24 protein-coding genes are annotated in these 18,418 nt (G+C 70.9%); 12 read left to right on the plus strand and 12 right to left on the minus strand.

Features of this window, described 5'->3' with window-relative positions; all coding sequences use genetic code 11:
• Nucleotides 1-9 precede the first annotated feature (9 nt).
• Genes QTI17_RS13150 through QTI17_RS13170 form a run of 5 tightly spaced genes read left to right on the plus strand, consistent with a single transcriptional unit; the run spans nucleotide 10 to nucleotide 3,439 of the window.
• The gene (locus QTI17_RS13150; protein ID WP_286533621.1) at nucleotides 10-795 is read left to right on the plus strand and encodes a UPF0149 family protein; all 786 of its coding nucleotides are present in this window, start codon (nucleotides 10-12) and stop codon (nucleotides 793-795) included.
• Nucleotides 796-850: 55 nt separating this feature from the next.
• Nucleotides 851-2,044, plus strand: a complete 1,194-nt coding sequence (locus QTI17_RS13155; protein ID WP_286533827.1) for an MFS transporter — start codon at nucleotides 851-853, stop codon at nucleotides 2,042-2,044.
• 24 nt (nucleotides 2,045-2,068) lie between these two features.
• A complete protein-coding gene (locus tag QTI17_RS13160; RefSeq protein ID WP_286533624.1) occupies nucleotides 2,069-2,980 on the plus strand; it encodes a ketopantoate reductase family protein in 912 nt (303 codons plus the stop codon).
• Nucleotides 2,977-3,228: a DUF3297 family protein gene (locus tag QTI17_RS13165; protein ID WP_286533626.1), complete on the plus strand. Its 252-nt coding sequence runs from the start codon at nucleotides 2,977-2,979 to the stop codon at nucleotides 3,226-3,228. The genes QTI17_RS13160 and QTI17_RS13165 overlap by 4 nt, the downstream gene beginning before the upstream one ends.
• A 16-nt stretch (nucleotides 3,229-3,244) precedes the next feature.
• The gene (locus QTI17_RS13170) at nucleotides 3,245-3,439 is read left to right on the plus strand and encodes a hypothetical protein (protein WP_286533628.1); all 195 of its coding nucleotides are present in this window, start codon (nucleotides 3,245-3,247) and stop codon (nucleotides 3,437-3,439) included.
• 9 nt (nucleotides 3,440-3,448) lie between these two features.
• Here QTI17_RS13170 and QTI17_RS13175 read toward each other — a convergent pair whose 3' ends face one another.
• The 5 genes from QTI17_RS13175 to QTI17_RS13195 are packed head-to-tail and all read right to left on the minus strand — an operon-like array spanning nucleotide 3,449 to nucleotide 6,026.
• Nucleotides 3,449-3,757, minus strand: coding sequence for a GNAT family N-acetyltransferase (locus QTI17_RS13175; protein ID WP_353506398.1), 309 nt, complete (start codon nucleotides 3,755-3,757; stop codon nucleotides 3,449-3,451).
• Nucleotides 3,758-3,776: 19 nt separating this feature from the next.
• Nucleotides 3,777-4,265, minus strand: a complete 489-nt coding sequence (locus QTI17_RS13180; protein ID WP_286533630.1) for a nuclear transport factor 2 family protein — start codon at nucleotides 4,263-4,265, stop codon at nucleotides 3,777-3,779.
• Between the two features lie 11 nt (nucleotides 4,266-4,276).
• A complete protein-coding gene (locus QTI17_RS13185) occupies nucleotides 4,277-4,804 on the minus strand; it encodes a CinA family protein (protein WP_503011045.1) in 528 nt (175 codons plus the stop codon).
• Nucleotides 4,798-5,358: a phosphatidylglycerophosphatase A family protein gene (locus QTI17_RS13190; RefSeq protein WP_286533632.1), complete on the minus strand. Its 561-nt coding sequence runs from the start codon at nucleotides 5,356-5,358 to the stop codon at nucleotides 4,798-4,800. Before QTI17_RS13190 ends, QTI17_RS13185 begins: the two co-directional genes overlap by 7 nt.
• Nucleotides 5,358-6,026, minus strand: a complete 669-nt coding sequence (locus QTI17_RS13195) for a helix-turn-helix transcriptional regulator (RefSeq protein ID WP_286533633.1) — start codon at nucleotides 6,024-6,026, stop codon at nucleotides 5,358-5,360. Before QTI17_RS13195 ends, QTI17_RS13190 begins: the two co-directional genes overlap by 1 nt.
• A gap of 87 nt (nucleotides 6,027-6,113) precedes the next feature.
• Here QTI17_RS13195 and QTI17_RS13200 point away from each other — a divergent pair, with 87 nt between their 5' ends.
• Complete coding sequence (locus QTI17_RS13200) at nucleotides 6,114-7,571, plus strand: MFS transporter (protein ID WP_286533634.1); 1,458 nt, start codon at nucleotides 6,114-6,116, stop codon at nucleotides 7,569-7,571.
• On the opposite strand, the gene QTI17_RS13205 is transcribed toward QTI17_RS13200, so the two are convergent.
• Complete coding sequence (locus QTI17_RS13205; protein ID WP_286519984.1) at nucleotides 7,546-7,815, minus strand: hypothetical protein; 270 nt, start codon at nucleotides 7,813-7,815, stop codon at nucleotides 7,546-7,548. The two genes, QTI17_RS13200 and QTI17_RS13205, sit on opposite strands and share 26 nt — an antisense overlap.
• 125 nt (nucleotides 7,816-7,940) lie before the next feature.
• On the opposite strand from QTI17_RS13205, the gene QTI17_RS13210 reads away from it, so the two are divergent.
• Together QTI17_RS13210 and QTI17_RS13215 are read left to right on the plus strand one after the other, a co-directional pair.
• Nucleotides 7,941-8,555, plus strand: coding sequence for a response regulator (locus tag QTI17_RS13210; protein ID WP_286533636.1), 615 nt, complete (start codon nucleotides 7,941-7,943; stop codon nucleotides 8,553-8,555).
• Nucleotides 8,555-10,372: an ATP-binding response regulator gene (locus QTI17_RS13215; RefSeq protein WP_286533638.1), complete on the plus strand. Its 1,818-nt coding sequence runs from the start codon at nucleotides 8,555-8,557 to the stop codon at nucleotides 10,370-10,372. Before QTI17_RS13210 ends, QTI17_RS13215 begins: the two co-directional genes overlap by 1 nt.
• Before the next feature lie 7 nt (nucleotides 10,373-10,379).
• Here the strand turns inward: QTI17_RS13215 and thiL are convergent, their stop codons facing one another.
• From thiL to apaG, 4 genes are all read right to left on the minus strand, one after another.
• Nucleotides 10,380-11,348: a thiamine-phosphate kinase gene (gene thiL / locus QTI17_RS13220; RefSeq protein ID WP_286533640.1), complete on the minus strand. Its 969-nt coding sequence runs from the start codon at nucleotides 11,346-11,348 to the stop codon at nucleotides 10,380-10,382.
• 7 nt (nucleotides 11,349-11,355) lie between these two features.
• Nucleotides 11,356-12,480 carry a YbdK family carboxylate-amine ligase gene (locus QTI17_RS13225; RefSeq protein WP_286533828.1) on the minus strand — a complete coding sequence of 375 codons (1,125 nt, stop codon included), beginning with the start codon at nucleotides 12,478-12,480 and terminating at the stop codon, nucleotides 11,356-11,358.
• Nucleotides 12,481-12,539: 59 nt separating this feature from the next.
• Nucleotides 12,540-13,808: a cation:proton antiporter gene (locus tag QTI17_RS13230; RefSeq protein WP_286533643.1), complete on the minus strand. Its 1,269-nt coding sequence runs from the start codon at nucleotides 13,806-13,808 to the stop codon at nucleotides 12,540-12,542.
• An 83-nt stretch (nucleotides 13,809-13,891) separates the two neighbouring features.
• Complete coding sequence (gene apaG, locus QTI17_RS13235; protein ID WP_286519991.1) at nucleotides 13,892-14,287, minus strand: Co2+/Mg2+ efflux facilitator ApaG/CorD; 396 nt, start codon at nucleotides 14,285-14,287, stop codon at nucleotides 13,892-13,894.
• A 69-nt stretch (nucleotides 14,288-14,356) separates the two neighbouring features.
• Here apaG and rpe point away from each other — a divergent pair, with 69 nt between their 5' ends.
• Nucleotides 14,357-15,052 carry a ribulose-phosphate 3-epimerase gene (gene rpe, locus QTI17_RS13240; RefSeq protein WP_286533645.1) on the plus strand — a complete coding sequence of 232 codons (696 nt, stop codon included), beginning with the start codon at nucleotides 14,357-14,359 and terminating at the stop codon, nucleotides 15,050-15,052.
• Here rpe and QTI17_RS13245 read toward each other — a convergent pair.
• The gene (locus QTI17_RS13245; protein ID WP_286533647.1) at nucleotides 15,042-15,305 is read right to left on the minus strand and encodes a hypothetical protein; all 264 of its coding nucleotides are present in this window, start codon (nucleotides 15,303-15,305) and stop codon (nucleotides 15,042-15,044) included. The two genes, rpe and QTI17_RS13245, sit on opposite strands and share 11 nt — an antisense overlap.
• Nucleotides 15,306-15,384: 79 nt before the next feature.
• On the opposite strand from QTI17_RS13245, the gene QTI17_RS13250 reads away from it, so the two are divergent.
• Complete coding sequence (locus QTI17_RS13250) at nucleotides 15,385-16,395, plus strand: succinylglutamate desuccinylase/aspartoacylase family protein (protein WP_286533649.1); 1,011 nt, start codon at nucleotides 15,385-15,387, stop codon at nucleotides 16,393-16,395.
• On the opposite strand, the gene QTI17_RS13255 is transcribed toward QTI17_RS13250, so the two are convergent.
• Entirely contained in the window at nucleotides 16,373-16,975 is a 603-nt protein-coding gene (locus QTI17_RS13255) for a phenylacetic acid degradation protein PaaY (RefSeq protein WP_286533651.1), read from the minus strand. The genes QTI17_RS13250 and QTI17_RS13255 overlap by 23 nt on opposite strands.
• Before the next feature lie 174 nt (nucleotides 16,976-17,149).
• On the opposite strand from QTI17_RS13255, the gene QTI17_RS13260 reads away from it, so the two are divergent.
• Entirely contained in the window at nucleotides 17,150-17,950 is an 801-nt protein-coding gene (locus QTI17_RS13260; RefSeq protein ID WP_286533653.1) for an enoyl-CoA hydratase-related protein, read from the plus strand.
• 17 nt (nucleotides 17,951-17,967) lie between these two features.
• Nucleotides 17,968-18,414: a hydroxyphenylacetyl-CoA thioesterase PaaI gene (gene paaI, locus QTI17_RS13265; protein ID WP_286533655.1), complete on the plus strand. Its 447-nt coding sequence runs from the start codon at nucleotides 17,968-17,970 to the stop codon at nucleotides 18,412-18,414.
• Nucleotides 18,415-18,418: the final 4 nt, after the last annotated feature.

Below are 18,418 nucleotides of genomic sequence, written 5' to 3' on the forward strand. Positions count from 1 at the left end.
TGTAACGCCATGACAACCCAGCCCGACACCCCGACCCCCGCCACGCCCGATGCCCCCCCGCTCGGCCCCGACGATTTCGACGCCCAGGACCAGGTCCTCGACGCCCTGCGCGAGCAGGACGACGAGACGCCGCAGTGGGAGTTCTGCGAGGGCTTCATGGCCGCGCTGGTCTGCACCCGGCGCCCGATCGAGCCGGCCGAATACTGGCCGGTGCTGCTCGGCGAGGGCTTCGTGCCGGCGCAGCACATGGAATTCGTCTGGCGCTGGAAGCGGCGCTGGCGCGAGATCGAGACCGGCCTCGACGCCGACGTGGAGTCGCTCGACGACGAACGCACCTGGCAGCCGGAGGTGCTCGACACCCGCGGCGCGATCGCCGCCCTGCCGGAAGAGGAGCGCGCCGAGATGGCCGGCGAGGCGATCCCGTCCTTCGCCCAGGTCTGGGCGCTGGGCTTCATGTACGCGGTCGAGAACTGGCCCGACGACTGGGCGCCGCCGCGCGACAAGGAGGCGGCCGGGATGCTCGACGAGGCGCTCGACGCCATCGTCACGCTGACCGAGGACGACACCGGCAAGCCGGCGCTCTCGATGTACGCCGAGGACGGCCCGCCCAGCGTCAGCCAGCAGCGCGTGGACGACTTCGGCGCTGCGATCTGGGCCGTGTACGACCTGCGCCAGCTGTGGCGCAGCATGGGGCCGCGCGTCGAGACGATCCGCAAGGAGGCGACGCCGGGTCGCAACGACCCCTGCCCCTGCGGCAGCGGAAAAAAATATAAGAAGTGCCACGGTGCCGGCTGAGACGGCCGCCGCAGGACTGGCGCCGCCGGCGTTGACGCTGCGCGCCGCCTGGGCCATGGTGCTGGCCCTGTGCACCGCCTTTGCGCTGAGCCAGGCCTACCGCACCGTCGGCGCGATCATGGCCAGCCAGCTGCAGGCCGAGTTCAGGCTGTCGGCCCAGGCGCTCGGCATCTTCTCGGCCGCCTTCCATTTCTCCTTCGGCGCGATGCAGCTGTTCATGGGCATCGGCATCGACCTGCACGGCGTGCGCCGCACCGTGCTGACCGCCTTTCCGCTCGCGATCGTGGGCGCCCTGCTGTCTGCGGTCTCGAAGGACTACGCGCTGCTGGTGGCCGGCCAGGTGCTGATCGGCGTCGGCTGCGCGCCGGCCTTCCTGGTCTGCACGGTGTTCATCGCGCGCCATTTCCCGGCCGCGCGCTTCGCTTCGGTGTCGGGCCTGGTGCTGGGCATCGGCGGCGTCGGCATGCTGATCACCGGCACGCCGCTCGCGTGGCTGGTGCAGGAGCACTCCTGGCGCATGGGCTTCGTCGTGCTCGCCGCGGTCTCGGTGCTGGCCTGGCTGGCGATCTGGCACTGGGTGCGCGAACCGGCGCGCCCGGGCGGCCAGCCGCGGGAGTCGGCGCTCGCGGCGCTGCGCCAGTTCGGTGCGCTGTTCGCGCTGCCGCACACGCTCGGCATCCTCGTGCTGGGGGCCGTGACCTACGCGGCCTTCATCTCGCTGCGCGGCCTCTGGCTCGGTCCGCTGCTGATCGAGCGCCACGGCTACACGCTGGTGCAGAGCGGCAACGTCGCGCTGATCGTCTCGGTCATCTCGCTGGTCGGCCCGCCGCTGTTCGGCCGGCTCGACCGCGAGGGCCCGGTGCGGCGGCGCCGCATCATTGGCTGCAGCCTGGCCTATGCGGCGTTGTTCGCCGCGATCGGTTTCTTCACCGAAGCCTGGGTCGACGTCGGCGGCACGATCGCGATCGGGCTGCTTTCGGGCTTCATCGTCTGGCAGTACGCCGACGTGCGGGCCGCGTACCCGGCGGCGATCACCGGCCGCGCGATGGCGGTCTTCACGATGGCGATGTTCCTCGGCGTGGCGCTGATGCAGTGGATCACGGGCGTCGCGGCATCGATCGCGGTGGCGCACGGCATGGAACCCTTCACCGCGGTGCTGGCGACCATCGCCGCCCTGTTGCTGGCCGCGACCCTCGGCTTTGCGATGCTGCCGGCACCCGCGCCGCGGCCGGGCCGGGTGTCTTCGTAGCGGTGTCATCGATTGGAGGCAGGGATGAAGATTGCAGTCATGGGCGCCGGCGCGGTCGGCTGCTATTACGGCGCGATGCTCGCGCGGCAGGGCCACGAAGTCGTGCTGATCGGGCGTGCGCTGCATGTCGACGCCGTGCGGGCCCTGGGGCTGCGACTCGAGACCGCGGACTTCGACCAACGCATCAAGCTGGCGGCCAGCACCGAGGCCAGCGCCGCGAAGGGCGCGGAACTGGTGCTGTTCTGCGTCAAGTCGACCGACACCGAGGCCGCCGGTGCACTGCTCGCGCCGTGGCTCGAGCCGCAGGCGCTGGTGCTGTGCCTGCAGAACGGGGTCGACAACGCCGACCGCCTGCGCGGCGTGCTGCCGCAGGAGGTGGCCGCGGCGGTGGTCTACGTCGCCACCGAGATGGCCGGGCCGGGCCACGTGAAGCACCACGGGCGCGGCGAACTCGTGATCGAGCCGTCGTCCGGCAGCGGCGCGCTGGTGCAGGCGCTGGCCGAGGCCGGGGTCCCGGTCGAGATCTCTGACAACGTGCGCGGCGCGCTGTGGGCCAAGCTGATCCTCAATTGCGCCTACAACGCCCTGTCGGCCATCACTCAGCTGCCCTACGGCAGGATCGTCGCCGGGGTCGGCGTGGCCGAGGTGCTGCGCGACATCGTGGCCGAGTGCGTCGCGGTCGCCCAGGCCGACGGCGTGCGGCTGCCGGCCGGCCTGGACCTCGCGGTGCGCCGCATCGCCGAGACCATGCCGACGCAGTATTCGTCCACGGCGCAGGACCTGGCGCGCGGCCGGGCGAGCGAGATCGACCACCTGAACGGCTACATCCTCCAGCGCGGCGCGCTGCTGGGCGTGGCGACGCCGGTCAACCGCGTGCTGCACACGCTGGTCAGGCTGCTGGAGCGAAAGAACGACGAGGCAAAATTCAAGACATGACCGAAAACACGCCCCTTCCCCCGCTGCCCGACCACCTGTCGATCGATCCGAGCAGCCCGCACCACGTCGCCGCCGTCTTCGAGCGCGACATCGGCATCCGCTTCAACGGCAAGGACCGTTCCGACGTCGAGGAGTACTGCATCAGCGAAGGCTGGATCAAGGTGCCCGCGGGCCGTACGCTGGACCGCAAGGGCAAGCCGCTGCTGATCAAGCTCAAGGGCAAGGTCGAGGTGTTCTATCAAGACTGAGCTCTGCGCCCTGGCCGTGGCGGCGGTGCTCGCCGCCGGCTGTGCGTCGCGCCCGGTGCCGCGCGTGACCCGGCTCGGCGATGGCGTCTTCAAGTCGCCCACCGCGCAGGATGCCGAGGCCTATTGCCGCAACTTCGGCGCCCCGACCCGCTTCCTGGACGGCGCGGCAGCGCGCGTTCAGGCGGCCGAGGTCAGCTACCGCTGCGACTGACGCCCGGCCTCAGATCTTGAAGGCCCGCTGCACGTCGGGGCGCACCAGGTCCGCGTAGTCGCGGTGCTTGCGGATGTAGCCGGCGATGAACTGGCAGACCGGGATCACGTGCTTGCCGTCGGCCCGGGCCTGGTCGAGCACGTGCCTGGCGAGCGCCGAGCCGACGCCCTTGCCTTCGAAGGCCTCCAGCACTTCCGTGTGGGTGAACATGATGGCTTCGCTCAGCAGGTTGTATTCGCAGTAGCCGGCGAGTTCGCCGCCGATGCGGGCTTCGTAACGGTGCTCGGCGGGGTGGTCGGCGATCGTGATGTCGGTCATGGACGGGTCCGTGGTGGGGTCAGGGGTTGCGGGCCAGGAAGGCCTGGAGGTTCGCCGCCGCGGTGGCGCGCACCTTCTTCTTCAGCATCGGCGACCAGCCCAGCAGCAGGCCGGGTGCGCCCAGCGCCTGCCGCGACCAGCGCCAGAAGTCGAAGCGGTCGCGCTGGGTGGCGATCAGGCCCTCGGGCGTGAAGGTGAAGCGCGAGTCGATCGCGTTGTCGACGATGCGGCCCGTAGCGCTGAAGAGATAGTGCGCGTCCCAGTGCGCCTTGCCGCCGGCGGCATCGGCCTCGACGTCTCGGTAGTTGAGCTTCCAGACCGAGGCGCCCTTGGCCTGGGTGCCGCTGCAGAGCATCTTCCACATGCCGCCGACTTCGCGCGCGCCGCGCAGCGAGAAGGCCTCGTCGTCGAAGCGCGCGTCCGGCGCGTAGCAGGCCGCCATGGTGTCGGCGTCGAGCCGGGCGAAGGCGTCGTAGAAGCGGCGAAGGGTCTGTTCGGTGGGCGACATGCGGCATCGTATCAAGGGGGCGCCCGCAGCAGCTCGACCAGCGTCTGCAGCGCGTAGTGCACCGTGGCCGCGCGCACCGCCGCACGGTCGCCATCGAAGCGGCGGCGCTCGGTGCGCGTGCGGCCATCGACCGACCAGCCGAACCAGACGGTGCCGACCGGCTTGTCGGCCGAGCCGCCGCTGGGTCCGGCGACGCCGGTGACGGCGACCGAGACCTGGGCCCGCGAGCGGGCGACCGCGCCTTCGGCCATCGCCCGGGCCACCGGCTCGCTGACCGCGCCATGGGCCTCGATCAGCGCGGCGTCGACGCCCAGCAGCTCGTTCTTGGCTTCGTTCGAATAGGTCACGAAGCCGCGCTCGAACCAGACGCTGGAGCCGGCGAGGTCGGTGCAGGCGCCGGCGATCAGGCCACCGGTGCAGCTTTCGGCCGTGGCCATCATCCAGCCCTTCTGCGGCAGCAAATCGGCGAGCTGGAGCACCAGGGCGGAAACGTCGAGATCGGACAAGGGGGTCGGGTGGTCGTTCATCGGATTCACCATGCGCGCAAGGCGGCGATCACCAGCAGCGTGCAGAAGGCCGCCACCAGGTCGTCGAACAGGATGCCGAAGCCCGCGGCGCCCCAGCCGGTCGTGCCCGTGCCATCGGCCGACGCCCGCGGCTTGAAGAGCCGGTCGGCCCAGCCCACCGGGCCCGGCTTCACGGCATCGAAGAAGCGGAACAGCCCGAAGGCGATGAGCTGGGCCAGCAGCCCGCCGGGCAGCACCAGCCAGAGGATGATCCAGAAGGCGACCACCTCGTCCCAGACGATGCAGCCGGGGTCGGCGATGTTCATGTGGCGGGCGGTCACGGTGCAGGCCCACCAGCCGATCGGCAGCGACGCCAGGATCACCCAGCCGATGGCGGCGCTCGACAGCCAGCGCTCCATCACGAGGAACGCGACCCAGGCCCAGAGCGTGCCGACGGTGCCGGGCGCCCGGTGCGGCAGCCCGGAGCCGAAGCCCAGGGCGATCAGGTGCGCCGGATGCGCGAACAGGAAGCGCAAAGTCGGGCGGAACGGGGGCGCGGCGGCAGGGGAATCGGAAGCGGTTGGCATCAACCCGCAGTGTCGCCCATCTTTGGCTGCGCACCGGTGACCGGCGTGATCCGGTAGACGCAGCGGCGCGCGCCGGCGATCAGGTGCTCCTCGCGGCGCAGCTGGCCCTGGGGCCCGGCCACTTCTCGGAACAGCGCCAGCTCGGAGCGGCAGAAGCCCTGGCAGGCCTCGGCGGCGACGCAGATCGGGCAATGGTCCTCGATCAGCAGCCAGTCGTCGCCATCGGCCTCTAGCCGCGCCATGTAGCCTTCCTGGTCGCGCAGCGCGGCCAGCCGCCGCAGCCTCGGCGCCAGCTCGGGCAGGTCCCGGCAGGCTTCCAGGTAGCTGGCGCGGGAAGCCTCTTCGCGGCGGGCGATGAGTTGCTCCAGCCCGGCTTCGCCGAACACCTCGCGCACCGTGTCGACCAGCTGGCGCGTGAGTTCGGCGTGCCGGTCCGGAAAGCGGGCGTGGCCGCGGGCGCTCAGCGACCAGGCCTGGCCCGGGCGTCCGACGCCTGAGGGCGCTTCGGCGACGCCACGCACCAGGCCGGCCTCCGCCAGCTTGTGCACCTGCTGCCGCACCGCCTCGGTGGTGGTCTGCAGCGCGGCCGCCAGCGCGGCCGTCGACATCGGGCCGCGGCTTTTGAGCAGCAGCAGGATGCGATCGGCGGTGGTGGCGCTCGGCGTCATGTTATCCAAGAGTTTACTTGCTTAATTGAGGTGTGCTGCTAATATGAAAGTCATTACTTTGATAATTGCCGCCAGGGAGCCGATTGCATGTCCTCGTCGTTCACCGCCGCCCTCCCGCCCCCGACCGCCTCGTGGGCCGAGCTTTTCTCGGGCCGCAACGCGTGGCGCGCGGTCGCCGTCACCGGCGGCGTCGCGCTGCATGCTGTCAACGTCCACATCGTGACCACCGTCCTGCCCTCGGTGGTGCGGGAGATCGGCGGGGTCGAATGGTATGCCTGGAACACCACGCTGTTCGTGGCGGCGTCGATCCTCGGGGCCACGCTCTCGGTGCGACTGCTGCAGCAGTTCGGGCCGCGTCGCAGCTACCTCGCGGCCCTGGCCGTATTCGTGCTGGGCAGCATCGGCTGCGCCACGGCCCCGGACATGGCCTGGATGCTGGCCGGACGCACGGTGCAGGGGCTTGGCGGCGGCGTACTGGCGGCCTTGGGCTATGCCTTGATCCGCCTGATGTTCGAGGCCCGGCTGTGGCCGCGCGCCGTGGCGCTGGTGTCGGGCATGTGGGGCGTCGCGACCCTGTGCGGGCCGGCGGTCGGCGGCATCTTCGCCGAACTGGGGCATTGGCGCTGGGCCTTCTGGGCCCTGCTGCCGGTGGCGCTGGGGCAGGCACTGATCGCCGGCCTGCAGCTGCCGGCGCGCAGCCCGGGCGAGACGGGCGCGCCACGCGTCGCCCTGCCGATCGGCCAGATCCTGCTGCTGATCGCTTCGGCCTTGAGCGTGGCGACCGCCAGCCTGTTCGACACGCTGTACGCGCAGGTGGGCATGGTGATCTTCGGGTTGGCGCTGGGCCTGGCCCTGGTGCGGATCGACCGGCGAGCGAAGGTCCGCCTGCTGCCGACCGGCGCCTGTGCCCCCTTCACCGCCTTCGGTGCGATCTACGCCAGCGTGGCGCTGCTCCTGATCGGCACCGACACCGAGATCTTCGTGCCGTATTTCCTGCAGACGCTGCACGGCCATTCGCCGCTCGCCGCCGGCTACCTGACGGCCGCGATGGCCGGCGGCTGGAGCGCGGCCTCGCTGCTGTCCGCCGGCCGCAGCGGCCCGCGGGCCGACAGCATGCTGCGCTTCGGCCCGCTGGTCAGCATGGCCGGCCTGATCGGACTGCTGCTGCTGGTGCCGGTGGCGCGATGGGCGCCGGCGACCCAGACCCTGGGCATGGCGCTCGCGCTGGGCGCCACCGGCTTCGGCGTCGGCATGGGGTGGCCGCATCTGCTGACGCGGGTGTTGACGCTGGCGCCGCGCGGCGAAGAGAACCTGGCCTCGGCGTCGATCACCACCGTGCAGCTCTACGGCATGGCGATCGGTGCCGCGGTGGCCGGGCTGGTGGCGAACGCAGCGGGGCTGACCACGCCCGGCGGCAGTGCGGGCGCGCAATCGGCCGCCGGCTGGCTGTTCGGGAGTTTTGCGCTGGCGCCCGCGCTCGCGGCCCTGCTGGCCTGGCGCTTCGTCGCCGGGCCGACCGTCAGGCCGGCTGGAAGTGCTGGCTGATGCGGCGCGCCACGGCCAGCGGGGTGTTGCGCAGCGCGTCGACGGCGCAGGCGCCCAGGAACAGGCCGTCGAACTTGAGTTCCACCTGCTGGAAGTAGCGGCCCAGCGATTCGCCGGCGTCGCGCAGGCAGTGCTCCAGCGCGGCGAAGCTGCGGCTCTCTTCCTGAACCGCGCCGCCCTGGGCGCTGATGCGGTGGCGGAAGGCATCCGGTCCGATGCGTTGGATGTCGATCAGGGGCTTCATTCGGCGTGGCGGCAGGCGGGGGTTCGTCAACGGAGAGAGCTTCGGCACATCGATGGTCGCTCCTGGGGCGCCGCTGGTAAATAGTCCATTTGGACCGGTCCGACTTCGCGCAGAATCGGCGCCTCATGCTCCCGGCCCGCATCCTCCTCATCGACGACCACGCCCTGTTCCGCTGCGGCCTTCGCATGGTGCTCGCCTCCGGCATTCCCGAGCTCGAAGTCGCCGAGGCGAGCTCGCTCGAAGAGGGGCTGCGCGCCGGCATGGACGACCCGGCCCTGGTGCTGCTCGACATCCAGCTGCACGGGCTCAATGGCCTGGAGGGCATCGCGCTGGTGAAGCGCAAGTGGCCCGAGGCGGTGGTGGTCATCCTGTCGTCCGACGCCGGCCCGCACAACGTGCGCATGGCGCTGGAGCGCGGCGCCGCCGCCTTCGTCTCCAAGGCCGACACCGCCGACAACATCCTGGCCGTGATCGAGCAGCTGCGCCGCGGCGAGCCTGCCGGCGCCGCCGCACAAGCGACGGCCGGCGAGGGCGGCGGGTCGCCCCAGTTGCTGACGCCGCGGCAGTTCGAGGTGCTGGACCTGCTGTGCCAGGGCCTGCCGAACAAGGTCATCGGCCGCCGCCTCGGGCTGTCGGAGAACACGGTGCGCGGCCACGTGCAGGCGGTGCTGGCGGCGCTGCAGGTGTCGAGCCGCTCCGAGGCCGGCTTCGCGGCGCGCCGCCGGGGATTGGTCGGCTGATGACGGGGTTCCTGCGCCTGGCCGACGGGCGCACGCTGGTCGAGCAGCTGCGGCTGCAGCTCGGCAACATCGGCAGTTCGGTGGGCCCGACGATCGGGGTCGCGCTGCTGCTGGTCTGGGTGCTGGCCAACGACACCAATGCGCTGGCGCTGCGGCTGTGGGCCGGCGTCGTGATCCTGATCAAGCTGTATTGCGCCCGCGATGCCCGCCGCACGCTGGCCCGCGAGATCTCGTTCGAGCGCGCGCCCCGGCTGGTCTGGCGGCAGATGGTGCTCAACGGCATCGACGCCGCCGCCTGGGGCGCCCTGGGCTGGGTCACGCTGGGCAGCACCTCGACGGCCGGCAGCATCCTGGTCATCGCGGTGCTGGCGGGCGTGGCCGGCAGCTCGATGTCTTCGCTCTCGCCGGTGCTGCCGGTGTTCGTGGTCTTCGGCACGATCGAGCTGGCCGTGCTGGCGGCCAAGCTGGTGCTGCTGGGCGACCCGGCCTTCAATGCGCTCGGGGCGGCCGGGGTGCTGTACGTGGCGACCCTGCTCGGCCAGGCGCGCAACGGCGCCCGGGCGGCGCGGGCGGCGATCGACCTGCGCTTCGAGAACCTCGAGCTGATCGAGCGGCTGCGGATCGAGACCGGCCATGCGCAGGCGGCCCAGCTCAAGGCCGACGAGGCCAACCTGGCGAAGTCCAAGTTCCTGGCCGCCGCCAGCCACGACCTGCGCCAGCCGATCCACGCCCAGGGGCTGTTCCTCGAGGTGCTGGCGCGCAGCAAGCTGTCGGCCGCGCAGTACGACGCGCTGGCCAACGCCCGGGCCACCTGGCACGCCTCGGCCGAGATGCTCGACACCCTGCTCGACTTCTCGCGCATCGAGGCCGGGGTGGTCGAGCCGCAGATGCAGGACTTCCAGCTGCAGCCGCTGCTCAACCGCATCGAGAACGAACTGGCGCCGCAGGCCGACGCCAAGGGCATCGTCTACCGTTCGCGCGAGACCCATGCGGCGGTGCGCTCCGATCCGGCGCTGGTGGCGCTGATCCTGCGCAACCTGGTGTCGAACGCGATCCGCTACACCGACAGCGGCGGTGTGCTGGTGGCCTGCCGCTCGCGCCGCCGCGAGCTGCTGCTCGAAGTCTGGGACACCGGCATCGGCATCGCGCCGACCCAGCAGAGCGAGATCTTCCGCGAGTTCCATCAGCTCGGAAACGCCGAGCGCGATCGGCGCAAGGGCCTGGGGCTGGGCTTGGCGATCGCCCAGGGCCTGGCACGCGCGCTCGGCCACTCGCTGTCGCTGGTGTCGGTGCCGTTGCGCGGCAGCGTGTTCAGGCTGGCACTGCCGATGGCGCAGGCGGGCGTGACCAGCGGCGGCCTGGAGGCGGCGGCCGGGCATGCGCGCGTGTTCGACGTGCGGGTGCTGGTGATCGACGACGACGAAGCGGTGCGCGCCGGCATGAAGCAGCTGCTGACCGCCTGGGGCTGCGAATGCGACGTAGCCGATTCGATCGAGGACGCCCAGGCGCTCGCCCGGACTCATCCGCCGGGACTGGTCATCAGCGACTACCGGCTGCGCGAGCTGCGCACCGGCGCCGAGGCCATCGCGGCGCTGCGCGCCGAGTTCGGCGAGCAGCTGCCGGCGCTGCTGATCACCGGCGACACGGCGCCGCAGCGCCTGCGCGAAGCCCGTGCCAGCGGCGTGCCGCTGCTGCACAAGCCGGTGTCGCCGAACGAGCTGTACCGGGGCCTGACCTGCGTGCTGAACGATCTCGAGATCGATTCCGCGTTCGCGGTTTTGGAGGCAGTGCCGGTGCAGGCCCGGCGCCGCGCCTGACCGTGCTTCAGGCGAAGTGGTCGAACGACGCGAAGCGTTGCGTCACGGCTGCGCCTTGCGCATCGACCAGCCGCAGGCCCGCTTCGGCCTCGATGGCGCCGATGCGTGCGACCGGCGTCGCGCTGGCGCGGCCCGCCTGCTCGACCGCGGCGCGCGCCGCCGGCGGCGCGGTGAACGCGAGCTCGTAGTCGTCGCCGCCGGCCAGTGCGCAGGCGCGCCGCAGGTCGACATCCAGGCCTGCCGAATCGACGGTCGCCAGCAGCTTCGCGGCGGCATCGGCGTCGAGCCGCGCACCGACGCCGCTGGCCTTCAGAATGTGCCCGAGGTCGCCGGCCAGGCCGTCGCTGATGTCGACCGCCGCGGTGGCGATGCCGCGCAGCGCCATGCCGAGCGCGACCCGCGGCGTCGGCTGCTCCATGCGGCCGCGCGCCAACGCGAACGATTCTGCCGGCAGCGCCAGGGTGCCGCGGAAGACTTCGAGCGCCAGGCGCGCATCGCCCAGCGTGCCGCTGACCCAGACATCGTCGCCGGCGTGCGCGCCCGAGCGCAGCAGCGCCGCGCCGGCCGGCACTTCGCCGAACACCGTGATGCAGAGGTTGAGCGGGCCGCGCGTGGTGTCGCCGCCGACCAGCTCGCAGCCGTGCGCATCGGCCAGCGCGAACAGGCCGCGCGAGAAGCCCTCCAGCCAGGCCGCGTCGACCGCCGGCAGCGAGAGCGCCAGCGTGAAGGCCAGCGGCCTGGCGCCGCAGGCCGCCAGGTCGCTGAGGTTGACCGCCAGCGCCTTGTGGCCGAGACGCGCCGGGTCGACCGTCGGCAGGAAGTGCCGCCCCTCGACCAGCATGTCGGTGGACACCGCGAGCTGCATGCCCGCGGCCGGCGCCAGCAGGGCGCAGTCGTCGCCCACGCCCAGCGGCGAGCGCCGCGCGGGGCGCGTGAAGTAGCGCGCGATGAGATCGAATTCGCCGGTGCCGCTCATGCCGTGCTCACACCGTCGCGCTGCGGAAGCGCAGCGCGGCCTGCCGCACCACCTCGGCCAGCAGGCGTTCCTTGCCCTGCTTCTCGCGCAGCCAGCGGGCGTCGTTGCGGTTGGCCTCGACGCTGGTGCGCAGCTCGCCCAGCGCCTGCGTGGCGTTGAGGGCTTCGCTGTGCCATTCGAGCTGCGTCATGGTCATGAGGATATGGTCGCGCAGCGGCATGTGCTCGCCGCTGGCCGGGTCGACATACAGCGCATCGAGGCCGAAGCGGCAGGCCTGGAAGCGGTTGTAGGTGTAGACCAGGTAGTCGTCCTCGGTCGGCGTGAAGGGCTGCTCCTGCAGGAACCAGGCGGCCAGCGACTGCACGTAGCCCGCCAGCGCGGCGGCCCGCTCCACCGTGAGCGGGGTGTCGAAGACGCGGATCTCGATGGTGCCGAACTCGGGCTTGGGCCGGATGTCCCAGTAGAAGTCCTTCATGCTGCGGACCACGCCGGTGCGGGTCATGCGCTTGAAGTAGTTCTCGAATTCGCGCCACGACAGGGTGAAGGGCGCGCGGCCCGACAGCGGGAACGCGAACACGGAATTGAGCCGGGCCGAATCGAACTGCGTGTCCTGCCCCTGGACGAAGGGCGACGACGCCGACAGCGCGATGAAGTGCGGGATGTAGCGCGACATGCGGTGCAGCATCAGCAGCGCCGCGTCGGCATCGGGGCAGCCGATGTGCACGTGCTGGCCGAAGATCGTGAACTGCTTCGACAGGTAGCCGTACAGCTCGGACAGCTCGCGGAAGCGCGGCTTGTCGTAGATGCGCCGCTCGTGCCACTGCTGGAAGGCATGGGTGCCGCCGCCGACCACCGCGATGTTGAGCTTGTCGGCGTTGCGCACCAGCGCGTCGCGGATCGGCGTCAGCTGGGCGATCACGTCCTGCGCCGAATGGCAGACGTCGGTCGAGATCTCGATCATGCTCGAGGTCATCTCGGGCACCACGCTGCCCGGCAGCGGCGTCTGCGCCATCAGCCGCAGCATGTCCTCGGCATAGGGCGCGAGGTCGTAGTCGTGGGTGTTGACCAGCTGCAGCTCGAGCTCGACGCCGAGCGACAGCGCCACCGACTTGTTGAAGGGCTCGAGCGGCACCACCCGGCTGGCGGGCGTGTTGGCCGGCGAGCCGGTGGCGGGATCGATCGTGCGATGACTCATCTTTGCGTGTCCTCCACGGTGCCGAAGGCTTCGGGGGTCCACGGCGTGGAACTCTCGCCGGCGGCGTGGATGGCGACCGTCGCGAGCACCGCGCCGAGCACCTCCATCAGCAGGATCGCAGGCAATGCGACCTGGGTGATCATCGCGCCCAGCAGCGGCGAGGCGGTGACGAAGGCCGAGGTGATCAGCAGCGCGATCGAGGACAGCGGCGACATCGCGCAGCCGACCCAGAAAGCCTGCTTCCAGCTCGCGCCGCTGCCCGGGTTGGCGATCGCGACGCCGGCGATCTTGGCGACCGCGCGCACGCCGATCACGCTCAGCACCACGCTGGCCACCGGCAGGCTCCAGTCGGCCTGGGCGGCGACGATCGAGACCAGCACGAACATCAGCATCGTGAGCAGCGAGGCCGCGGTGCCGAGCTGCCGCGGCCAGGCCCAGGGCTTGGGGTTCAGCGCCTTCAGCAGCACGCCGCCGATCAGGGCCGCCAGCGGCGCCGAACCGCCGAAGTGCGCCGCCAGCGCGGCCCCGGCGGCGATGATCGCCAGCAGCAGGATCGAGGTGTTCTCGCTGGTCGGGCTCATGACGCGCAGCGCCGAGCGCAGCGACAGCGCCATCAGCGCGCCGACCACGAAGGACAGGCCGAGCACCACGCCGACCGGGTTGAGCTTCTCGAGCAGTCCGGTGGGCGCGTGCTCGATCAGCCCGGCCTGCGCATAGCCGAGCGCCAGCGCGTAGAAGGTGTTGAGGGTGGCGAGCGTCATCGCGCGCTCGGTCACGGGGCCCGAGGCCCGGGTATCGATCACGACCCGGCTCAGCACCGCCGGCGAGGCGACGATCGCCATCAGCGCGATCGGATTGGCCACCGGGTCGGGGATGCCGAGCCAGTGCAGGGTCCAGAAGACGCCGAAGTAGGTCAAGGTCGACTCGAGCAGGCTCTGCACCAGCACCATCGGGTTGTGACGGAACCAGCGCAGCGGCAGGCGGCCGCCGGCCTCGAACAGCACGATCGCCACGCCGAGCTCGAGCAGGAACAGGCTGATGCCCTGCAGCGGCCAGATCGCGCCCTCGAAGCCGGCGAAGCCGACCACGGTGCCGACGATCGAATAGCCGACCACCTTGGGCAGGCCCATGTAGCGTTGCACCAGGTGGCCGGCCGCGGCCGCGGTGGCCAGCAGCAACGACCACAGCACGGTCGGCAGGCCGGCCGAGGGCCGCACCCACTCCGACCAGAAACCCAGCAGATCATTGGGCAGGAAAGACGTCATCGGTTCAGCTTGAGGGGGGCATCGCCCCCCGCGGAAGATCCAGAGCGCGCAAGGCGTTCATGGCGCGAAAGAGAAAAGCGTGCTCAGTGCAGCACGCGCGAAGTGGGCATGTCGCCCGCGTCGGCTTCCAGCACCAGCGTGGGGATCGGAACGTCGAAGCGTTCGCCGCGCTCGGTGACGAAGAAGAAGCTGCCGTGCATGGTACCGCTGGGGGCCTGCAGCCGGCAGCCGCTGGTGTAGCGGAACGATTCCCCTGGCGCCAGCAGGGGCTGCTGGCCGATGACGCCGAGGCCGTCGACCTCCTGCGTGTGGCCGGAGGCGTCGGCGAAGATCCAGTGGCGCGCGATCAGCTGCGCCGCCACCGGGCCGTTGTTGGTGACCGTCACGGCGTAGGCGAAGGTGTGGACCCGGTCCTCGGGCGAGGACTGGTCTGGCAGGTAGCGTGGCTCGACCTGGACACTGATCGGTAGCGTGGACATCGCAGGGATAGTAACGGAAGGCTCCTGTGGCGCTGCAAGCCGCCGCCCCTGCTGCGACAATCCGGACCCATGAGCAGCCCCTTCAGAATCGCCCCATCCATCCTCTCGGCCGACTTCGCCCGCCTTGGCGACGAGGTGCGCGACGTCATCGCCGCTGGCGCCGACTGGATCCATTTCGACGTGATGGACAACCACTATGTGCCGAACCTGACCTTCGGGCCGATGGTCTGCCAGGCGCTCAAGCCGCATGCGAAGACGCCCGACGGCCAGCCGGTGCCGATCGACGTCCACCTGATGATCCAGCCGGTGGACGCCCTGGCCGCGGCCTTCGCGCAGGCCGGCGCCGACTACATCAGCTTCCATCCCGACGCCTCGCCGCACGTGCACCGCAGCATCCAGGCGATCAAGGCGGCGGGCTGCAAGGCCGGTCTGGTGTTCAACCCGGGCCTGGGCCTGGAAGCGCTCGACTGGGTGATCGACGACATCGACCTGATCCTGATCATGAGCGTGAACCCCGGCTTCGGCGGCCAGAGCTTCATCGATTCCGCCCTGCGGAAGATCGAGCACGCGCGCAAGCGCATCGACGCGACCGGTCGCGACATCCGGCTCGAAGTCGATGGCGGCATCAAGGCCGACAACATCGCGCAGGTGGCGAGCGCGGGCGCCGACACTTTCGTGGCGGGCAGCGCGATCTTCAATGCCAAGGACTATGCGGGCGTGGTGCGGGCGATGCGCGATCAACTCGCCACCGCCGTCAAGGCTTGAGCTTGTCGTTGTAGACCCGGTCGGTCACCGGGCCCTTGTCGGTGTCGACCAGGCCGCGCTCGAGGTCCTCGTGCGCCTGGCGGCCGACGCGCGGCGGGGCGCCGTCGGCGCTTTTCTGGCTGTCGGACGACTGGTCGTGCTCGTGCGGCAGGCGCGGCGCCGATTCGCCCTCCTGCTCGACCTGGGTATTGCCTCCTCCCGCATCCTTCGAACCCTGGGCATCGGTCTTCGCGGGATTGTTCTTCGTGGCCATCGCTTGCTCCTGTGGTGCCTTCGTTTGTCTCACGGTACCGGGGAGAACGCGGTAGGACCGGCTTTCGCGGGCCTGTAGGATGGACAGCGAAATGACCGCCTCCACCGACCTCCTTCGCATCCATGGCTACGCCAGCCTGCAGCCGGGGCCGCGGCTGATCGTCCTCGGCGGGGTGCACGGCGACGAGACCTGCGGCACCGCCGGCATCGAGCGCGTCGTGGCCGCGCTGGATGACGGTTCGCTCCAGCTTCTGCGCGGCCAGCTGACCCTGGTGCCGGTCGCCAATCCGCTGGCGCGGCGGCTGCTCCGGCGCGAGGGCGAGCGCAATCTCAACCGGCTGTTCCGCCCGACCGCGCCAGGCGCCGAGCCGGCCGACTACGAGGCCCGCATCACCGACCTGCTGTGCCCGCTGCTCGATCGCCACGAAGTGCTGCTCGACCTGCATTCGTTCCAGAGCGAGGGCGAGGCCTTCGCAATGATCGGGCCGCGCGACAACCAAGGGCCGCTCGAGCCGTTCGCGCGCGCCTTCGAGGAAGGGCAGCTGGCGCTGCACCTCGGCACGCCCCGGGTGGTCGAGGGCTGGCTCGACATCTATGCGGCCGGGCTGGCGCAGCGCGGGCAGGCCGCCGACGAGGCGGCGCTGGCCTTCGGCTGGGGCACCAACGAATACATGCGCAGCCGCGGCGGCTACGGCGTGACGCTCGAATGCGGCCAGCACCAGGACCCGGCGGCGCCCGACGTGGCCCGGCGGGCGATCCTTTCGACCTTGCGGCTGCTGGGCATGATCGAGCCCGACCCGGCGGCGGCGCCTCCGCGGGCGCCTTCGCTGCTGCGGCTGGTCAGCGTGGTCGACCGGCTGCACGCCGAAGACCAGTTCGTCCGCGAGTGGGCCACCTTCGACCCCGTGGCGCGGGGCGAGCCGATCGGCGTGCGCGAGGACGGCAGCATGCTGCACGCCGAACGCGACGGGTTCATCGTGTTCCCGAATGCCGAGGCCTTGCCGGGGACCGAGTGGTTCTATTTCGCGGTCGAGAGCGACCGCGACCTGACCCGGCCCGCGCCAGCCCTCAGCCGCGCTTCGTCGCGATGAGCGGCTTGACGTCCGGCGCCGCCACGCGCGGCCGCTCGGGCTCGACCGCGGTCAGGGCCGCCACTTCCTGCATGCTGGCCAGGCTGCGCAAGGTCAGCGCCTGGTAGGTGCGGGTGCCTTCGAGCTTCCAGGCCACTTCCTGGTCGCTGAGGGCGCGCATCACCTTGGCCGGCATGCCGGCGGCCAGCGAGCGCGGCGGGATCTTGCGGCCGGCCGGCACGAAGGCGCAGGCGGCGACGATCGAGGCCTCGCCGATCTCCGCCTCGTCCATCACCACCGCGTTCATGCCCACCAGCGCATCGCGCCGCACGATGCAGCTGTGCAGCACCGCGCCGTGGCCGATGTGGCCGTTTTCCTCGACCACCGTGTCGTGCGCCGGGAAGCCGTGGACCACGCAGGTGTCCTGCACGTTCGAGCCGCGCTCCAGGACGATGCGGCCGAAATCGCCGCGCAGCACGGCGCAGGGCCCGACATAGCAGTCGGGGCCGACGATCACGTCGCCGATCAGGACCGCGGTGGGGTGCACGTAGGCGCTCGGGTCGATGACCGGCACCACGCCTTCGATGGAATAACAAGGCATCGCGAATCTCCGTTGTTTGAATGAGGGACAGGCCCTAAGGGTTATCCCTTGGCACTTTTGACTTGCGTCAATCTTTTTCCGATCCTATGATTAACCGACCGGTCGGTCAACGATACTTTTGAGACCGGTCAAGACCCCCAGCCCCACGCCAAGAACCCAGACAGGAGACACAGCTTGTCCGACTCCCTCGTCCTCGCGACCCAGCAGGGTCCGGTCCTGACGCTGACCTTGAACCGGCCCGCCGCCCTCAACAGCTTCACCGAAGGCATGCACCAGGCACTGCGCGCGGGGCTCGACGCCGCTGCCGCCAACCCCGAAGTGCGCTGCGTGGTGCTGACCGGCGCCGGCCGCGGCTTCTGTGCCGGCCAGGACCTGGCCGACCCGATGGTCGCGCCCGCAGCGCCGGGCGAGCCGCCCAAGGACCTCGCGGTGGCGATCAACACGCTCTACAAGCCGCTGGTGCAGCGCCTCAAATCGATGCCGGTGCCGGTGATCGCCGCGGTCAACGGCGTGGCGGCAGGCGCGGGCGCCAACCTGGCGCTGAACTGCGACTTCGTGCTGGCCGGGCAGTCGGCCAGCTTCATCCAGGCTTTCGCCAAGATCGGGCTGGTGCCCGACACCGGCGGCACTTGGCTGCTGCCGCGCATCGTCGGCCGCGCCCGTGCGCTGGGCCTGGCGATGCTGGGCGACAAGCTGCCCGCGGCCGAGGCCGAGCGCATCGGCCTGATCTGGAAATGCGTCGACGACGCAGCCCTGGCCGACGAATGCGCCAAGCTCGCCCAGCGGCTGGCCGCGATGCCCGCGAAGGCGCTGGCCGCGACCCGCGCCGCGATCGACGGCGCGCAGGCGCTCACGCTCGACCAGGCGCTCGACATGGAAGCCGCGCTGCAGTCGCAGCTTGGCAGCGCCCACGACTACCTCGAGGGCGTGGCCGCCTTCGGCGCCAAGCGCGCCCCCGTCTTCACCGACCGATGAACGCAAGCCCCACAGACATGCCCGACACCTCCGACCGCACCCCCCAGCAGACCGCCGAACGGGTCCGCGAGCGCATGTACGCCAACGATCCCGCCGTGCGCGGCCTGGGCATCGACGTGACCGAGGTCGCGCCGGGCCAGGCCACGGTCACGATGACGGTGCAGGGCCACATGCTCAACGGCCACGCCACCTGCCACGGCGGCTTCCTGGCGGCGCTGGCCGACACCGCCTTTGCCTACGCCTGCAACTCGTACAACGAACTGACGGTGGCTTCGGGCTTCTCGATCGACCTGGTGGCGCCGGCGCGCGAGGGCGACGTGCTCACGGCCCGCAGCTTCGAGCTGTCGAAGGCCGGCCGCACCGGCGTCTACGACAGCGAGATCACCAACCAGCACGGCGAGCGCATCGCGATGTTCCGCGGCCGCTCCTACACCATCAAGGGCAAGCCGGCGGTCGCTGACTGACACG

The organism is Variovorax sp. J31P179 (assembly GCF_030316985.1).
GTDB lineage: Bacteria > Pseudomonadota > Gammaproteobacteria > Burkholderiales > Burkholderiaceae_C > Variovorax > Variovorax ginsengisoli_B.